At 26.8% G+C, this 13,528-nt stretch carries 13 protein-coding genes; all 13 read right to left on the reverse strand.

From position 1 onward, the window contains the following. Window positions 1–4 precede the first annotated feature (4 nt). The 13 genes from dtd to ACO409_RS01195 all read right to left on the reverse strand — a co-directional run bounded on the left by dtd (window position 5) and on the right by ACO409_RS01195 (window position 13,507). Window positions 5–448 carry a D-aminoacyl-tRNA deacylase gene (gene dtd, locus ACO409_RS01135; RefSeq protein WP_485554045.1) on the reverse strand — a complete coding sequence of 148 codons (444 nt, stop codon included), beginning with the start codon at window positions 446–448 and terminating at the stop codon, window positions 5–7. A gap of 21 nt (window positions 449–469) precedes the next feature. Next, window positions 470–1,120: an MBL fold metallo-hydrolase gene (locus tag ACO409_RS01140; protein WP_485554047.1), complete on the reverse strand. Its 651-nt coding sequence runs from the start codon at window positions 1,118–1,120 to the stop codon at window positions 470–472. A 22-nt stretch (window positions 1,121–1,142) separates the two neighbouring features. Then, window positions 1,143–2,204: a mechanosensitive ion channel family protein gene (locus ACO409_RS01145; protein ID WP_485554049.1), complete on the reverse strand. Its 1,062-nt coding sequence runs from the start codon at window positions 2,202–2,204 to the stop codon at window positions 1,143–1,145. 428 nt (window positions 2,205–2,632) lie between these two features. Continuing rightward, window positions 2,633–4,180, reverse strand: a complete 1,548-nt coding sequence (locus ACO409_RS01150) for a methyltransferase regulatory domain-containing protein (RefSeq protein WP_485554051.1) — start codon at window positions 4,178–4,180, stop codon at window positions 2,633–2,635. A gap of 64 nt (window positions 4,181–4,244) precedes the next feature. Then, the gene (trmB, locus tag ACO409_RS01155; RefSeq protein WP_485554053.1) at window positions 4,245–5,075 is read right to left on the reverse strand and encodes a tRNA (guanosine(46)-N7)-methyltransferase TrmB; all 831 of its coding nucleotides are present in this window, start codon (window positions 5,073–5,075) and stop codon (window positions 4,245–4,247) included. Between the two features lie 46 nt (window positions 5,076–5,121). Then, window positions 5,122–6,381, reverse strand: a complete 1,260-nt coding sequence (locus ACO409_RS01160) for a 3-deoxy-D-manno-octulosonic acid transferase (RefSeq protein WP_485554055.1) — start codon at window positions 6,379–6,381, stop codon at window positions 5,122–5,124. Window positions 6,382–6,488: 107 nt separating this feature from the next. Next, entirely contained in the window at window positions 6,489–6,770 is a 282-nt protein-coding gene (locus ACO409_RS01165) for an HU family DNA-binding protein (RefSeq protein WP_485554057.1), read from the reverse strand. A gap of 210 nt (window positions 6,771–6,980) precedes the next feature. Further along, a complete protein-coding gene (cmk, locus tag ACO409_RS01170) occupies window positions 6,981–7,640 on the reverse strand; it encodes a (d)CMP kinase (RefSeq protein WP_485554059.1) in 660 nt (219 codons plus the stop codon). Between the two features lie 216 nt (window positions 7,641–7,856). Next, entirely contained in the window at window positions 7,857–8,954 is a 1,098-nt protein-coding gene (locus ACO409_RS01175; protein ID WP_485554061.1) for an RNA-guided endonuclease TnpB family protein, read from the reverse strand. Between the two features lie 248 nt (window positions 8,955–9,202). Beyond that, entirely contained in the window at window positions 9,203–10,126 is a 924-nt protein-coding gene (gene prmA / locus ACO409_RS01180; protein WP_485554063.1) for a 50S ribosomal protein L11 methyltransferase, read from the reverse strand. A 21-nt stretch (window positions 10,127–10,147) separates the two neighbouring features. Next, on the reverse strand, window positions 10,148–10,927 hold the full coding sequence (locus tag ACO409_RS01185) for a TIGR00282 family metallophosphoesterase (protein WP_485554065.1): 780 nt from the start codon (window positions 10,925–10,927) through the stop codon (window positions 10,148–10,150). Between the two features lie 591 nt (window positions 10,928–11,518). Next, the gene (gene rny, locus ACO409_RS01190) at window positions 11,519–13,093 is read right to left on the reverse strand and encodes a ribonuclease Y (RefSeq protein ID WP_485554067.1); all 1,575 of its coding nucleotides are present in this window, start codon (window positions 13,091–13,093) and stop codon (window positions 11,519–11,521) included. Window positions 13,094–13,105: 12 nt separating this feature from the next. Beyond that, on the reverse strand, window positions 13,106–13,507 hold the full coding sequence (locus tag ACO409_RS01195) for a hypothetical protein (RefSeq protein ID WP_485554069.1): 402 nt from the start codon (window positions 13,505–13,507) through the stop codon (window positions 13,106–13,108). Window positions 13,508–13,528: the final 21 nt, after the last annotated feature.

A 13,528-nucleotide genomic window follows, 5' to 3' on the forward strand; every position in this document is an offset into this window, starting at 1 on the left:
TTTTTTAAAAATCTGAAGATATTATTAAATTTACAGGCCCATCATTTTCAGAAACAATTCTCATATACTCGCCAAATCTTCCTGTTTCAAATTTAATATCTGTATCTTTCAATTTTTCTAAAAAAAGATTATAAACTTTTTGGGCTTCGTGAGCTGGTGCAGAATCTTTATAGTTCGGTCTTCTTCCTTTTTTTGTATTTCCATAAATTGTAAAATTGCTTACGATTAGTAACTCTCCTTTTACATCTTTTACTGAAAAATTTAATTTCCCATTTTCGTCATCAAAAATTCTAAGATTAATTAACTTATCTATACAAAAATTAATATCTTTCTCGCAATCTCCGCTTGCAACTCCAACATAAGCCACTATTCCCTTTTGAATTTCTCCTTTAAATTCATTATTTACAAATATTTTTGCAAAATTTACTCTTTGAACTATTATTTTCATTTTCTTCCTTAATTTTTTATTTTAATAATATCTTTTCTCTGTTCCTATGGTAGTATCAAAACCATGACCTGGATAAACTTTAATATCTGGATCCAAAGCCAGCAATTTTTTTAATGATTTTCCCATTTGAATTGGATCACTTGTTGGCAAATCAACTCTTCCGTAAGTTCCAGCAAACAGCGTATCTCCAGAAAACAATATTTTATTCTCTTTATTATAATAGCAAATGTCTCCTCGGCTATGCCCTGGTGTTTCAACTATTTCAAAATAAACTTCTTCACTATCAGTATTTCCAGAAATTATCCCATTTTCCCCAATTTTATCATTTTCTTTCAAAGTTATAATTTCAACATCTTCTTTATTTAATTCAAATTCTCCTTCTCTCCAAGCAAAAAGCGACAATTCAGGATTAAACAAAAATTCATATCCGCCTTCACTTACATAAACAGGAACTTTTTTATATTCCAGCATAGACGGTATTCCCAAAATATGATCCCAATGTCCGTGTGTCAAAAGAATCCCCAGTAAATTTAATTTGTTTTTTTCAATATACTCAAAAACTTCTGTCATTTTTTCTTGTCCAGGATCTATAACATAACAATTTTTCCCACAAGAAATAACATAACAGTTACTTTGTACTGCATTGTCATTTAAAAATCTTTTTAATTCCATTTTTTCTCCTTTTTCTCCTTAACTATTTACTATTTTTGATATGCACATCCATTTGTGGATATGGTATCTTAATTCCTGCTTTATCAAATTCAGTCTTTATTTTTTCGTTTAATTTTAATTTTAAATTCAAATAATTTTCCGAACGTGTATAGACATAAATATAAAATATTATTGCAGAATCTGCCAACTGACCAACTCCTATAACAGACGGCTTTGAAGCTAATATCATTTTTTTATCATCATCGGTAACTTCTGGAATATCTGATGTATTTTCTGCATCTTGATTATTTTCGTAAATTTCATCTTCAGAACTTTTAATTGCTTCATCTTCAGCTTCCTTCATTTTTTTTCTGGAAAAAATTGTTGCAAATAAATCTATTTTACTTTTTTCACGTTTTTCCAAAATTGTATTTTGAAGTTTTGCAAGTAAATTATTTTTTATTTGTGTTTCTTCAACCTCATCCATTGTTTCCTCTTTAACAATTTTCTCCAAAACATTTTTTACTTCTTGAATATTACTGTCATATGAAACTCCAACTTCCAAATCAAGTCTACGTTCCCCATTTTGTTTAATATTTCTTATCTCTGTGTTAGTAACTATTCCATTTGGAATTATTACAAGCTCATTTTGCGGATTTAACATTTTTGTATAAAATAATTCTATTTTCTTTACAGTTCCGATATAATTATTGTATTCTATCGTATCTCCAACGCTAAATGGCTTAAATGTAAGAATTATAAGCCCTCCACAAAAATTTCCCAAAGTTTCTTTAAATGCAATCCCCAAAACAATCCCTGTCGCTCCTAAAAACGTTGTGATTGAAGTAGTATTAATTCCAAGGATTCCCACTGAAGAATAAATTAGGATAAAATAATATAAAATAGAATAAATTGAAATTAAAAATGAAGCTACACTTTTATCAACATTTGATTTTTCAAGTATAATTTTCAAGATTTTTTCAATTCTTGTCTTAAATATTTTTCCAATTTTAACAATTAAATAAATTATGAACAATTTAAAAATATTAGTTTTCAGAAACCTAATTATATTATCTAATTCTAAAAATTTTCCCAGTTCTTTCATGTTTTACTTTCCCCTTTTTCTCCTAATTTTTATTTATAAAAATTACAATTTAATACAAAAAGACTATTTCTATTAGCCAATCTATTAATTTTTATTCAACTTTAAATAAACTTTGATAAATTTTATTTATACTAAACCCCATTTGAGAAAAAGAAATGATATCCTATTCAGTTTCTGACAAGGGGTCTTGACCCCTTGCTAAACGAAATTATAAAAACTTCATTGTTTTAATGGGTAATAGTATTAAATAAAAAATAGTATTGCTGTAACTTTAATGCTAAATTCCACTCAAAAAATAGAAATTGTATTTTATTTATTTTCTAACAAGAAGCTTAGCTCTTTGTGTAATAGAAATTATAAAAAATAGTATAAATTATTCAAAAAAAGTGATAAGTATTTATTTCGCCTACCACTATTTTGCATTAACTTTATCTTTTTGAAAAGTAACCTAAAAATTCAAATTTCTTTATACTTTCTGGTAAATATTCAGAAGCCTCCACTTCCTTTCTATCTCCATCCGGCATTGTTCTATAAATAGTTGTTTTTGATAATTTTTCAATTATTTCTTTTTCTGTTTTTGGTTCTGACAAAATATCTGCAACTATTACATCGACATCATTCAAATCATTGATAATTTCATTTCTTGAATTAGCTATTCCTACTACTCCAGCTCCTTCTCCAATAATTAAAGTTTTTATATATTTTCTAAATTTCTCAGAAATATAAACTTTGTTTTCTTCATAAGGAACTATTTCATTTTCAGAACAGTAAAATTTAATTTTACCATTAATCATACTATTCAAAATAAATTTTCTCAAGTTATTAAGAACTTCTTTAGTTTTTTCCTCATTTTTATCTTTGCCTTTAGCAACATTTTCTTCCCAATATGTTATGGCATCCTTGATAACAAAACTTTTATTTGGAGTATCTGCTAAATGTAGCATAATCGCTTTAACATTATCTTCATTCAATGTTTCTAATTCATCTTTTGTATATCTTAATGACAATAAAAACGAATCTAACACTTCATTAGGAAAACTTTCGCTAAAGTTAAGTTTTTTAGATTGACTATTTTTACAAATTATTGATCTTCTAAATTTTGTATCAAGAATATAATCAAGACATTGTTCTTTTATTACATGATCTCCTTGAGATAACTGCTGCAATTTATCTACTGTATTTTGATTATAAGTGCTTATAATAGACAATCTTAAAGCAACATCAGATATATATTGTAAATTTTCTTTTTTTATTAAATCTACAAATTCATTTAAATATAACGGATGGTTAAAATTTTCAAGATATTCGTGAGCCACATAATAATCTTGCATACCTATAACTTCTTCTATTTGCTTTATAAAATCTCCTTTTTTCTCAGAAATGTCTTTATATATTTTCATTTGTTCTGCAACAATTGAAATAAAAGCCTTCCCACGTTGATTTTTATCTCCTAGTGAAATTTCAGGAAAATATTTGTTTGCATAAATCATCATTTCACGTATCTTATCTGGCTCTTTCCACCCTGGATAAGTATTATATGAAATATAAGCAATTCCTTCTTCAGTCAAATTTTCATTACAAATTTTGATAATTTTATCCTGCACATCTTTTGGAACCCAAGAAAATACACCATGAACAATAATATAATCAAATTTTCCAAAATCTTCATTTATGTCCAAAATATTTTTTTCAATTAATTTTATATTTTTTAAACCTATTTTTTCAATAACTTCATTTCCTTTCTTAACTTGTTCCGCTGTCAAATCAACTCCAACAAATTCAGCTTCAGGATTATAAAGTGCTTGAGTAATCAAATTTCCTCCAAATGATGATCCCAATTCTAGTATTCTAGCCTTTCTCGAATCCTTTGGTGTCAATCCAAATAATCTTCCTTGAGCTTCCAATAAAGCTGGAATTGTGTAATTAAACGGATTAGATTTGTAAACTAATTCATCATATGTATTTTTATTTTCCATAACTTTTTATAAGAACTTTTTTAAATTTGTTCTTACTTCTCTCTCCTTTCAATATTTTAATAAATTATTTAATTTTTTTTATTTCAATATATTTAATATTTATATTATGTTTGCTTAAAAACATTTGTTCAAATTCAGTTTTAATGTTTTCGCTTGCCTTTTCTGAATTATGTAAATCGTTTGTATGATAAATAATTTCATAATTATCAAGTTTATTTACCAATTCCAAAACATCTTCATAATATTGATCATGATCAGTTTTAAAAAACAATTTTCCATTTATTTTTAAAATAACATCCAAGTCAGAAAATAATTTTTTACTTATAACTCTTTTTTTCTCCTCACCTTCCCAAGGATCAGGAAAATTAATATACACCCCCGCAATTTCATCCTTTCCTAAAAAGTCTAGTATTGTTTCAGCTCTTTTTCTTACAAACAAAATATTATCTAAGTTTCTTTTTTTAGATTTCTTTGCTCCTAAAACAAGCCTTTTAAAACGTAATTCTAATGCAATATAATTTCTATTTTTAAACTTTTCTGCATTTTGAACTGTAAAATTACCGCTTCCACAGCCTATTTCTAAAAAAATATCATTTTTATTTTTAAAAAATTCATTCCATTTCCCACGATATTTATCAACACTTTCATTATTATACATCAAATGTTTAGGAAATTCAAGCATTTCATACATATATTTATTATAATTTTTTTTAGGCTTTTCAAAGAAATATTTCCAAATTTCCTTTTCATTTATAATTTTACTTTTTTTTGCATTCGCCATTTTAAATTCATCATTAACTTTTTTTATTTTATCTCTTCTTTCCTTTTCAGCTTCAGTAATTTCAATTTTCTGACCATTTTTTCCAATAATTTTAATCTTATCTTTATCTTCCATATTTTATCTATTTTCCTTTTCTTTTTTTTAATTATTTTTAAAAATTCTAATATATAATTTCATCCAATATTTTATTTATTTCATTATTTTTCTCAAAAAATTCCTTTATATCAACATTTTCAAATTTTTTCAAATAGTCAATAATTTCATCTTCATTTTCTACAATTTTGATAAATCCAAGTTTTTTTGCATCTTTTACAATTTCCTCGATATTTTGAAAATATTTCCCAATAATTGGCTTTTTCCCATAATAAAGCGGCTCTAGTATCGAATGTCCTCCAATATCCACAAGTGTTCCACCGACAAATACAAAGTCTGCCAATTGATAAAAATCCGTCAAAATTCCCATTTTATCAACTATAACTATTTTCTTGCAATCTATTTCTTTATCATTTTTTTTACTCTTATCAATACTCGTAAACAAAGAATAATCTTTTTTTGAAAATTTTTCCAAAATCATTTTTTCAATCTCATTAACTCGATTTAAATGTCTTGGAACAATAACCATTTGATATTCATCATCTGTATTTACTTTTTTTAGTACATTTAACCAAATTCTTTCCTCACCTGAACGTGTACTTCCACATACAATTATTTTTTTATTTTTATTTATAACTGCATCATAATATTCTTTTATTTGATCCTTTGAAATTTTATTATATTTAATCGAATATTTTAAATTTTTGTAAACTTTAATTTTATTTTTGCAAATTCCTAACTTTTCATATCTTTCTTTATCCGAAATGCTTTGTACCATTACTTTTTTGGCACGATTTACAGTTTTCCTAATAATCCACCCAAACTTTAGATATGATTTTAATCTTTTTTCTGTAAGCCTTCCATTAACAATAAATAACTCTCCATTTTTAGCAGCAAAATAATATAAATTTGGCCAAATTTCAGTTTCTATAACTATTGTCTTTTTTATTTTGTATTTTTTATAAATTTTACGAATTGCAAGAAAATCATCAAGTGGAAAATAAAATATTTTTACATTCTTATTTTCAGAATATTCTTTACTAACTGCTTCAAATCCAGTATTTGTCATAACTGAAAGAATAACCTTTTCCTTTTTTCCAGTTTTTTTTCCTTCTAATATTTCTAAAATAAGTTCTTTTGTCAAATTAAATTCTCCAACTGATGAAAAATGAATAAGAATTGCCTTTTCACCTCTATTTAAAAAATTATCATTTCCTATTTTCTGAAATAATCGGGATTTAAAAAATTTTAATAGCTTAATGTTAAATATTGATAATATTACTATTACAAAATATACTAAACTTCTTAATAAATTATATAAAACCATATCACACCTATCTTTTAACCTTTTTTATTTATATTCAATCAAAAAGACTATCTCCCAATGATTTTCCATTTAGAAATAGCCTTTTATTAATTTACATAAAGTAAAAATTATTTTCCTTCAGCTATATTATCAGCTAATTTTTTACCTACTTTAAATTTAACAACTTTTTTTGCAGGTATTTTAATTTCTTCTTTAGTTTGTGGATTAATTCCTGTTCTTGCTGCTCTTTCTTTTACTTCAAATGTTCCCCATCCAACGAATTGAACTGAATCTCCTTTTAATAATACTTCTTCAACAGTATCTAAGAATTGATTTACCAATTCTTCTGCTCTTTTTTTAGTTTCTCCTGTAGTTTTTGCATAAGCATCTACAAATTCTTTTTTTGACATATTAATCAAACCTCCAATTTATTTTTTAAATTATAAATTATTAAATTACTAGATTATTATACACTATTTTAGATATTTGTCTAGTATTTTTTTCAATTTTTTTGATTTTTTTCAACTTTTCTTATATTCTATATATTTTATAATTTTTAAAAAAATAAATTCTAAATAAATTATAGGATTTAAAAAAGTTATTTATAAGTTTATGTAATATTAAATATCTATATTTATCAGTCTCAAAATTTCATTTTTTACTTCTTTTATATTTTTAGAAGTTGTATCTACTTCAACTGCATCTTTTGCTTTTTTTAATGGACTTTCTTTACGTGTTGAGTCAATTTTATCCCTTTTTAAAATATTTTCATAAATTTCCTCGATTTTAACATTTTCACCTTTTTCAATAAGCTCTTTGTAACGTCTTTTTGCCCTTTCCTTCGCATCTGCAATCAAAAATATTTTTAAATCCGCATTTGGAAAAACAACCGTTCCAATATCACGCCCATCCAAAATAACATTCTTAGATTTTGAAAATTTTCTCTGCAAATCTACCATTTTTTCTCGCACTTCACGAATTGCAGCAATGTCAGATACGTTTTCTGAAATAATTGGTTTTCTAATCTCTTGACTTACATCAACATTATCTAGATAAAATCCATCTTCCTTAATATCAATATTAAGATTATCAAGTAGTTTTTTTATTTTACTCAAATTATTTAGCTCATTATTTCTTAATATCCCTTCATTTAAGGCCTTTAACGTAACGAGCCTATACATAGCACCTGTATCAAGGTAAACAAGTCCCATATCTTTTGCAATTAGCTTTGCAATGGTACTTTTACCACTTCCTGCTGGACCATCAATAGCGATTATCATATTTTCTCACTTTCTATTCTATTAACATTTATTTGTTAATATATTCAATTTTTTATCTTACCAAGGAATCAAAATTCCTTGCTTTATAATATTATAAGTGAACTACTCCCGCTTTTAGAAGCGGGAGCTTCTTGGGAAGTATTTGCTTTTGTTAGCCAAATATATTTATCAAGCTCTTCGGGTAGTTCCTACCCTGTTTTTTATTTTTTTATTTTCCTAATATTTCAACATCAATTTTCCAATGTTTTTTATATTCAGTGCTGCATTGTAATCTCTATCAATTTCAATCCCACAACACTCACATTTATAACTTCTTTCTGATAATTTCAGTTCCTCTTTAATATTTCCACATTTACTGCAAGTTTTCGACGATGGAAACCACTTATCTATCTTCAAAAATTGCTTTCCTAAAAACATCAGTTTATACTCAAGCATTCTCAAAAACATTCCCCACCCATTATCTCCTACACTTTTCCCAAAATTTAATGCCTGGCTCATCCCTTTCATATTCAAATCCTCAACAACCACAGCATTATATGTTTCAGACAATTTTTTCGATAATTTATGTAAAAAATCTCTTCGGCAATTTTTGATATATTCATGCAATCTTGATATTTTCTCTTTTTGTCTATACCAATTTTTAGAAAATTTCACTTTTCTTGATAATGATTTCTGTAATTCTTTCAATTTTTTCTCCAATATCCTAAAATATCTTGGATAATCAGCTCTTTGGTTTTCAGAACTGACAAATAATTCAGACATTGAAAAATCAAGTCCTATTACTTTATCATTACTAGCTGCCTTTTGTATTTCTTTTTCAAATTCCGTCAAAATAGAAACATAGTAATTTCCATTACTGTTCGTCAATGTTACCGACTTTATTCTATAATTCTTTGGTATTTCTCTATGATATTTCAATTTTACTTTTTTCAATTTTGGCAAAATCAAATATTTTTTTTCCTCTATTCGTATCGAATTGTTCACACAATTTGTTGTATAACTTTTAACATTATTCTTTTTAGATTTGAATCTTGGAAACTTCGCTCTCTTCTGAAAGAAATTTGTAAACGATCGTTTTACATTCAATTGAGCATTTGAAAGTGCCAGACTGTCTACTTCTTTTAAAAATTGATTTTCACTTTTCAAACTGGCAGGTGTAATTATTTTATTTTTTCCAGTTTCTTCATAAAATTTATTCGCAGTATACAAAATCGTATTGTAAACAAAACGAACACATCCAAAAGTCTTGTTTATCAATAATTCTTGCTCCTTATTTGGATAAATTCTGTATTTGAATGCTAAATTATATTTCATAAATTACACCTCCTTTTGATTTTGAATATTATTTTTAATTATTTTTTTAGAGATTTTATCATTAATGATTTCTCTTCGATATTTTATACAAAAATTGTATCATAGGTGTATTCTTTTTTCAATTTTTTTTACACAAAAAAAGCAATTCATCTCCCGCTTGTAGAAGCCGGAGACTTCTTGCTATCTTTTGTTAAAAAAATCTTTTAAAACTAAACTTTTTAATCCTAGTTATTCTTTAAATAAATCAGTTAATTTTCATATTTAAAAACAAGCGACACCCAATTATTTTTCTCTTTCCTATCAATCTGCTTCAAATTATAATTTTTAGCCTTTTTTAAAAATTCCTCTTCCTTTTCATTTAAAATCCCAGAAAAAATAACTGTTGCACCCTTTTCTAAAATTTTTTCTATATCCTCAAGCAATTTTTCCAAAACATCTACTAAAATATTTGAAACAACTAAATCATACTTTTCATTTATGTCATCCACAAGATTTCCGATTATTACTTGAAAATTCTCACTTATTTCATTTTTAGAAAAATTTTCCAGCACGACATCATTTACTTTTTCATCAATATCAATCCCAACAACTTTTTCTACACCTAATTTTTTCCCAATTAACATCAAAATTCCAGAACCGCATCCAATATCAAGCAATTTTTTCTTATTTTGGGCATATTTTTCCAAAAATTCCACACAAAGTGAAGTCGTTTCATGTGTTCCAGTCCCAAAGGCAAGTCCAGGGTCAATCTCGACTACAATTTCGTTATCAGACGGCTCATATTCATCCCAGCTGGGCTTTATCACAATATTGTCAGTTATATTTGCAGTGTGGAAATACTTTTTCCATTCATCTTGCCAGTCTTCATCGTTACATTTGGCTGTAAAAATTTCATACATAAATTCATTTTCATTTTCCATAAATTCTTTTAAATTATTAAAAATAATATTTAATTTTGTATTTGCAAATCTATTATCCACAATATATCCAATAATGCTCCAAACATCATTTTTATTAGAAAAATTAGCATTATAGTCAAGTTCATTTTCTGAAAAGTAATCAATGACTTCAACTTCGTTAATTCCAATTTCATTAAACATATTTACTAATTTTGCTTTAGTTTCTTCTAAATTATCTGAAAAATAATCTACTCTTACTTTTATCCACTTCATTCTTAAATTTTCCCCTATTTTTTATATTTCATCATATCCCATATTTACACGTTTTATAGAAACTGCTTTTCCTGTCTTTTCATTCACTTCCAGTTCAATTCCATTAATTCTTAAATTTTCTTCACATACAGAATATCTTGTTGGCATTCCATCTTTAAATCTTTGAATACTTTCTCGTCTATTCATTCCCAAAATACCATCATGACCTCCAGTCATTCCAATATCTGAAATATAAGCTGTTCCTCCCGGCAATATTCTTTCATCAGCTGTTTGAGTATGTGTATGAGTTCCATAAACTGCCGATACTCTCCCAGTTAAATTCCATCCCATAGCCTGTTTTTCCGAAGTAGCTTCTCCGTGAAAATCAAGCACAATAATATCTGTTTCTTCCTTTATCTTAGGCAAAACTTCTTCAACTGCCAAAAACGGGCAAGCAATTGGCGGCATGAATACTTTACATTGTGCATTTATGACTGCCACTTTTACTCCATTTTTCTCTACAATTGCATAACCATTTCCTGGAGCTTCTTTTGTAAAATTAATAGGTCTAATCAAGTTTTTCTGCTCATTAATATAAGGATAAATTTCCCTTTTATCCCAGCTATGATTTCCCAAAGTTATAACATCTGCTCCACGCTCAAACATTTCCTTTGCAATCTTTATATTTATCCCAAATCCGCCAGCAGAATTTTCACCATTTACAATAATAAAATCATAATTTTGACGTCTTTTTTCCAAATATTTAAACAGCGTATTTCTACCCGGTCTTCCAACAACATCCCCAATTATTAAAAATTTCATCTAAAATCATTCCTTTACATATTCATTTTTTGATTCCTTGTTAAATAACAAATTTATATGATTACTAAACACTTTCAATATTTAAACTTCAAACTAATCTAAGTTAGATAAAATTTTTAAGATCAGTTTTAAAATAGCTTTAACATATTATATTTATTATACTACATATTATCATTTTTTTACAGTTTTTCTTAATTTATTTTCCAATAAATTCTATTTTTTATTAATTAGCCTATACTATTTCTCATCTAAAGAATAAAGTTATCATAAATTTCATTTAAAAGAAATTCAACTCTTATCAAACAATAAATAAAATATCTATTTGTTATACTAAACTCCATTTGAATAACAAATATGTTATAAATCTTTTTTAAATAATTAAAATAAATATTCACTTTTTAAACAGAGAATAGTATTAATTTTGGCAACAAATAATCCTATGAAAATAAATAAAAAATATTTATTAAATAATTATGATAAAAAAAGAGCCTCCAAAATAAAATTATCCCACTTTGAGTTTACATAAAATTTTAAACACTCTCTAAAAAGATATTTTTAATGGATTAGCTCTACTTTTAATTTATTTTATTACTATTTTGCATATTCCACAGCTCTAGTTTCTCTAATAACTGTAACTTTTATTTGCCCTGGATATTGCATTTTTTCTTCAATTTCTTTTGCTACATCTCTTGCCAGTATTGTAGCCTTGTCATCGTCAACATTATCTGGATGAACAATTAATCTTAGCTCTCTTCCAGCTTGAATTGCATATGAACTTTCAATTCCTTCGTGACTATTTGCAATTTCTTCTAATTGTTCCAAACGTTTTAAGTAGTTTGATAATGTTTCACGTCTTGCTCCTGGTCTTGAAGCTGAAATCGAATCTGCAGCCTGCACTATTACTGCTTCAATACTTAACTGTTCAACTTCGTTATGATGCGATTCTACTGCATTTATTACAATTTCGTTTTCTTTTGAAAATTTTCTTAAAAATTCTCCACCATTTATAGCATGTGAGCCTTCCTGCTCATGTGAAAAAGCCTTTCCTATATCATGCAATAATGCAGCTCTTTTAGCTATGTCAATATTTGCACCAATTTCTGCAGCTAATGTAGCTGCTATATGTGCAACTTCTATTGAATGTTGTAAAATATTTTGTCCAAAAGATGTTCTGAATTTTAATCGTCCAAGTACTTTTAGAACTTCTCGTGGTAATGTTGGAATACCTACTTCTAAGATAGCCTGTTCTGCTGCGTCCAATATGCTTTCATCCACTTCGTGCTGTGCTTTTGCTACAACTTCTTCTATTTTTGTCGGATGAATACGTCCATCTGAAATTAATTTTTCAAGTGCGATTTTAGCCACTTCTCTTCTTACACCATCAAATGAAGATAATACAACTGCTTCAGGAGTATCATCAATTATTAAATCTACTCCAGTAGCCGCTTCAATAGCTCTTATATTTCTTCCTTCACGTCCAATAATTCTTCCTTTCATTTCTTCACTTGGTAGCTGAATAACTGAAATTGTTGAATCTACGACATAATCAGAAGCTGCTTTCCCAATAGCAGTTGAGATGATTCTTTTAGCAACTCTATCTTTTTCTCTATCCAAATTATATTCATAATCCCTAATCAATACAGCTTTATCGTGATCTAATTCATTTTCTAGCTTAGTCAAAATAATTTTTCTGGCGTCTTCTTGTGTCAATTCTGAAATTCTTTCCAGTTCTTTTTCCTCACTTGCAATCATTTCTTCCAGTTCTTTTTCTCTTCGGAATAACTTTTCACGATACTTATCACTTTTTGCTTCTTTTTCTTCAAGACGTTCCATTTTTGTTTCTAATGTTTCTTCTTTTTTGGCAATTCTTTCTTCTTTAATGGCAAGCTCTGACTTCATTTTCTTTATTTCATCGTCTGCTATTTTTTTCTCATTTAACAATTCTTCTTTTACTTTTAATGTTTCTTCTTTCCTAAACGATTCAATTTCTCTTTCAACTTCTTTTTTTGATGTTTCAAGTCTTCTTTTAGCATCAACGATTTTTAACTCTAGTTCGTTCAAATCTCCATATTTTTTCTTAAAAATTGAACTTCCAAAAAAATAAGCTATAAAAAAAGTTAAAAAAGAAAAAATAACAATCAACAAAATTGTTATTGATATGTTCATTTTTCTCCCTTCCTATTTTTTTTCAGCTACATTTGAAATCTTCCATACATTGTCATCTGTCTTTTTCCAAGTTATTTTATAATAATTGCTCGCCGTGTCAAAATTAACTACCATCATACTATTTGCCTTATTTTTCGATACGACATTCACATCAGAAAAAACAAATGTCAATCCTGAAAGATCGTATTCTTGTATTTTTTTTACAATAATATTATTTTTAAATGTAGGTAAAAAAACTTCTTTTAATTTATCATATTCGTTTAAGCTGACAGCAGTTTTTAAATCTTCAGTAACTTTTGTTATCTGTTTGCTAATTGTTCTTATTTCAGCTTTAGATATATTACCTGCAGAAAGATTTAAACTTGTACAGCTTATTAGAATTAACAAAATAAATAGACATAAATATTTTTTCATATTTTCCTCCAAAAACTTCGT

The organism is Leptotrichia sp. (genome assembly GCF_057270615.1).

Coding starts and splice junctions, on each gene's coding strand:
- ACO409_RS01185 (WP_485554065.1), bottom strand. CDS start 10,927: ATGAAATTTTTAATAATTGGGGATGTTGTTGGAAGACCGGGTAGAAAT.
- ACO409_RS01175 (WP_485554061.1), bottom strand. CDS start 8,954: ATGAAATATAATTTAGCATTCAAATACAGAATTTATCCAAATAAGGAG.
- rny (WP_485554067.1), bottom strand. CDS start 13,093: ATGAACATATCAATAACAATTTTGTTGATTGTTATTTTTTCTTTTTTA.
- dtd (WP_485554045.1), bottom strand. CDS start 448: ATGAAAATAATAGTTCAAAGAGTAAATTTTGCAAAAATATTTGTAAAT.
- cmk (WP_485554059.1), bottom strand. CDS start 7,640: ATGATAATCGCTATTGATGGTCCAGCAGGAAGTGGTAAAAGTACCATT.
- ACO409_RS01145 (WP_485554049.1), bottom strand. CDS start 2,204: ATGAAAGAACTGGGAAAATTTTTAGAATTAGATAATATAATTAGGTTT.
- prmA (WP_485554063.1), bottom strand. CDS start 10,126: ATGAAGTGGATAAAAGTAAGAGTAGATTATTTTTCAGATAATTTAGAA.
- ACO409_RS01150 (WP_485554051.1), bottom strand. CDS start 4,180: ATGGAAAATAAAAATACATATGATGAATTAGTTTACAAATCTAATCCG.
- ACO409_RS01195 (WP_485554069.1), bottom strand. CDS start 13,507: ATGAAAAAATATTTATGTCTATTTATTTTGTTAATTCTAATAAGCTGT.
- ACO409_RS01140 (WP_485554047.1), bottom strand. CDS start 1,120: ATGGAATTAAAAAGATTTTTAAATGACAATGCAGTACAAAGTAACTGT.
- ACO409_RS01160 (WP_485554055.1), bottom strand. CDS start 6,381: ATGGTTTTATATAATTTATTAAGAAGTTTAGTATATTTTGTAATAGTA.
- ACO409_RS01165 (WP_485554057.1), bottom strand. CDS start 6,770: ATGTCAAAAAAAGAATTTGTAGATGCTTATGCAAAAACTACAGGAGAA.
- trmB (WP_485554053.1), bottom strand. CDS start 5,075: ATGGAAGATAAAGATAAGATTAAAATTATTGGAAAAAATGGTCAGAAA.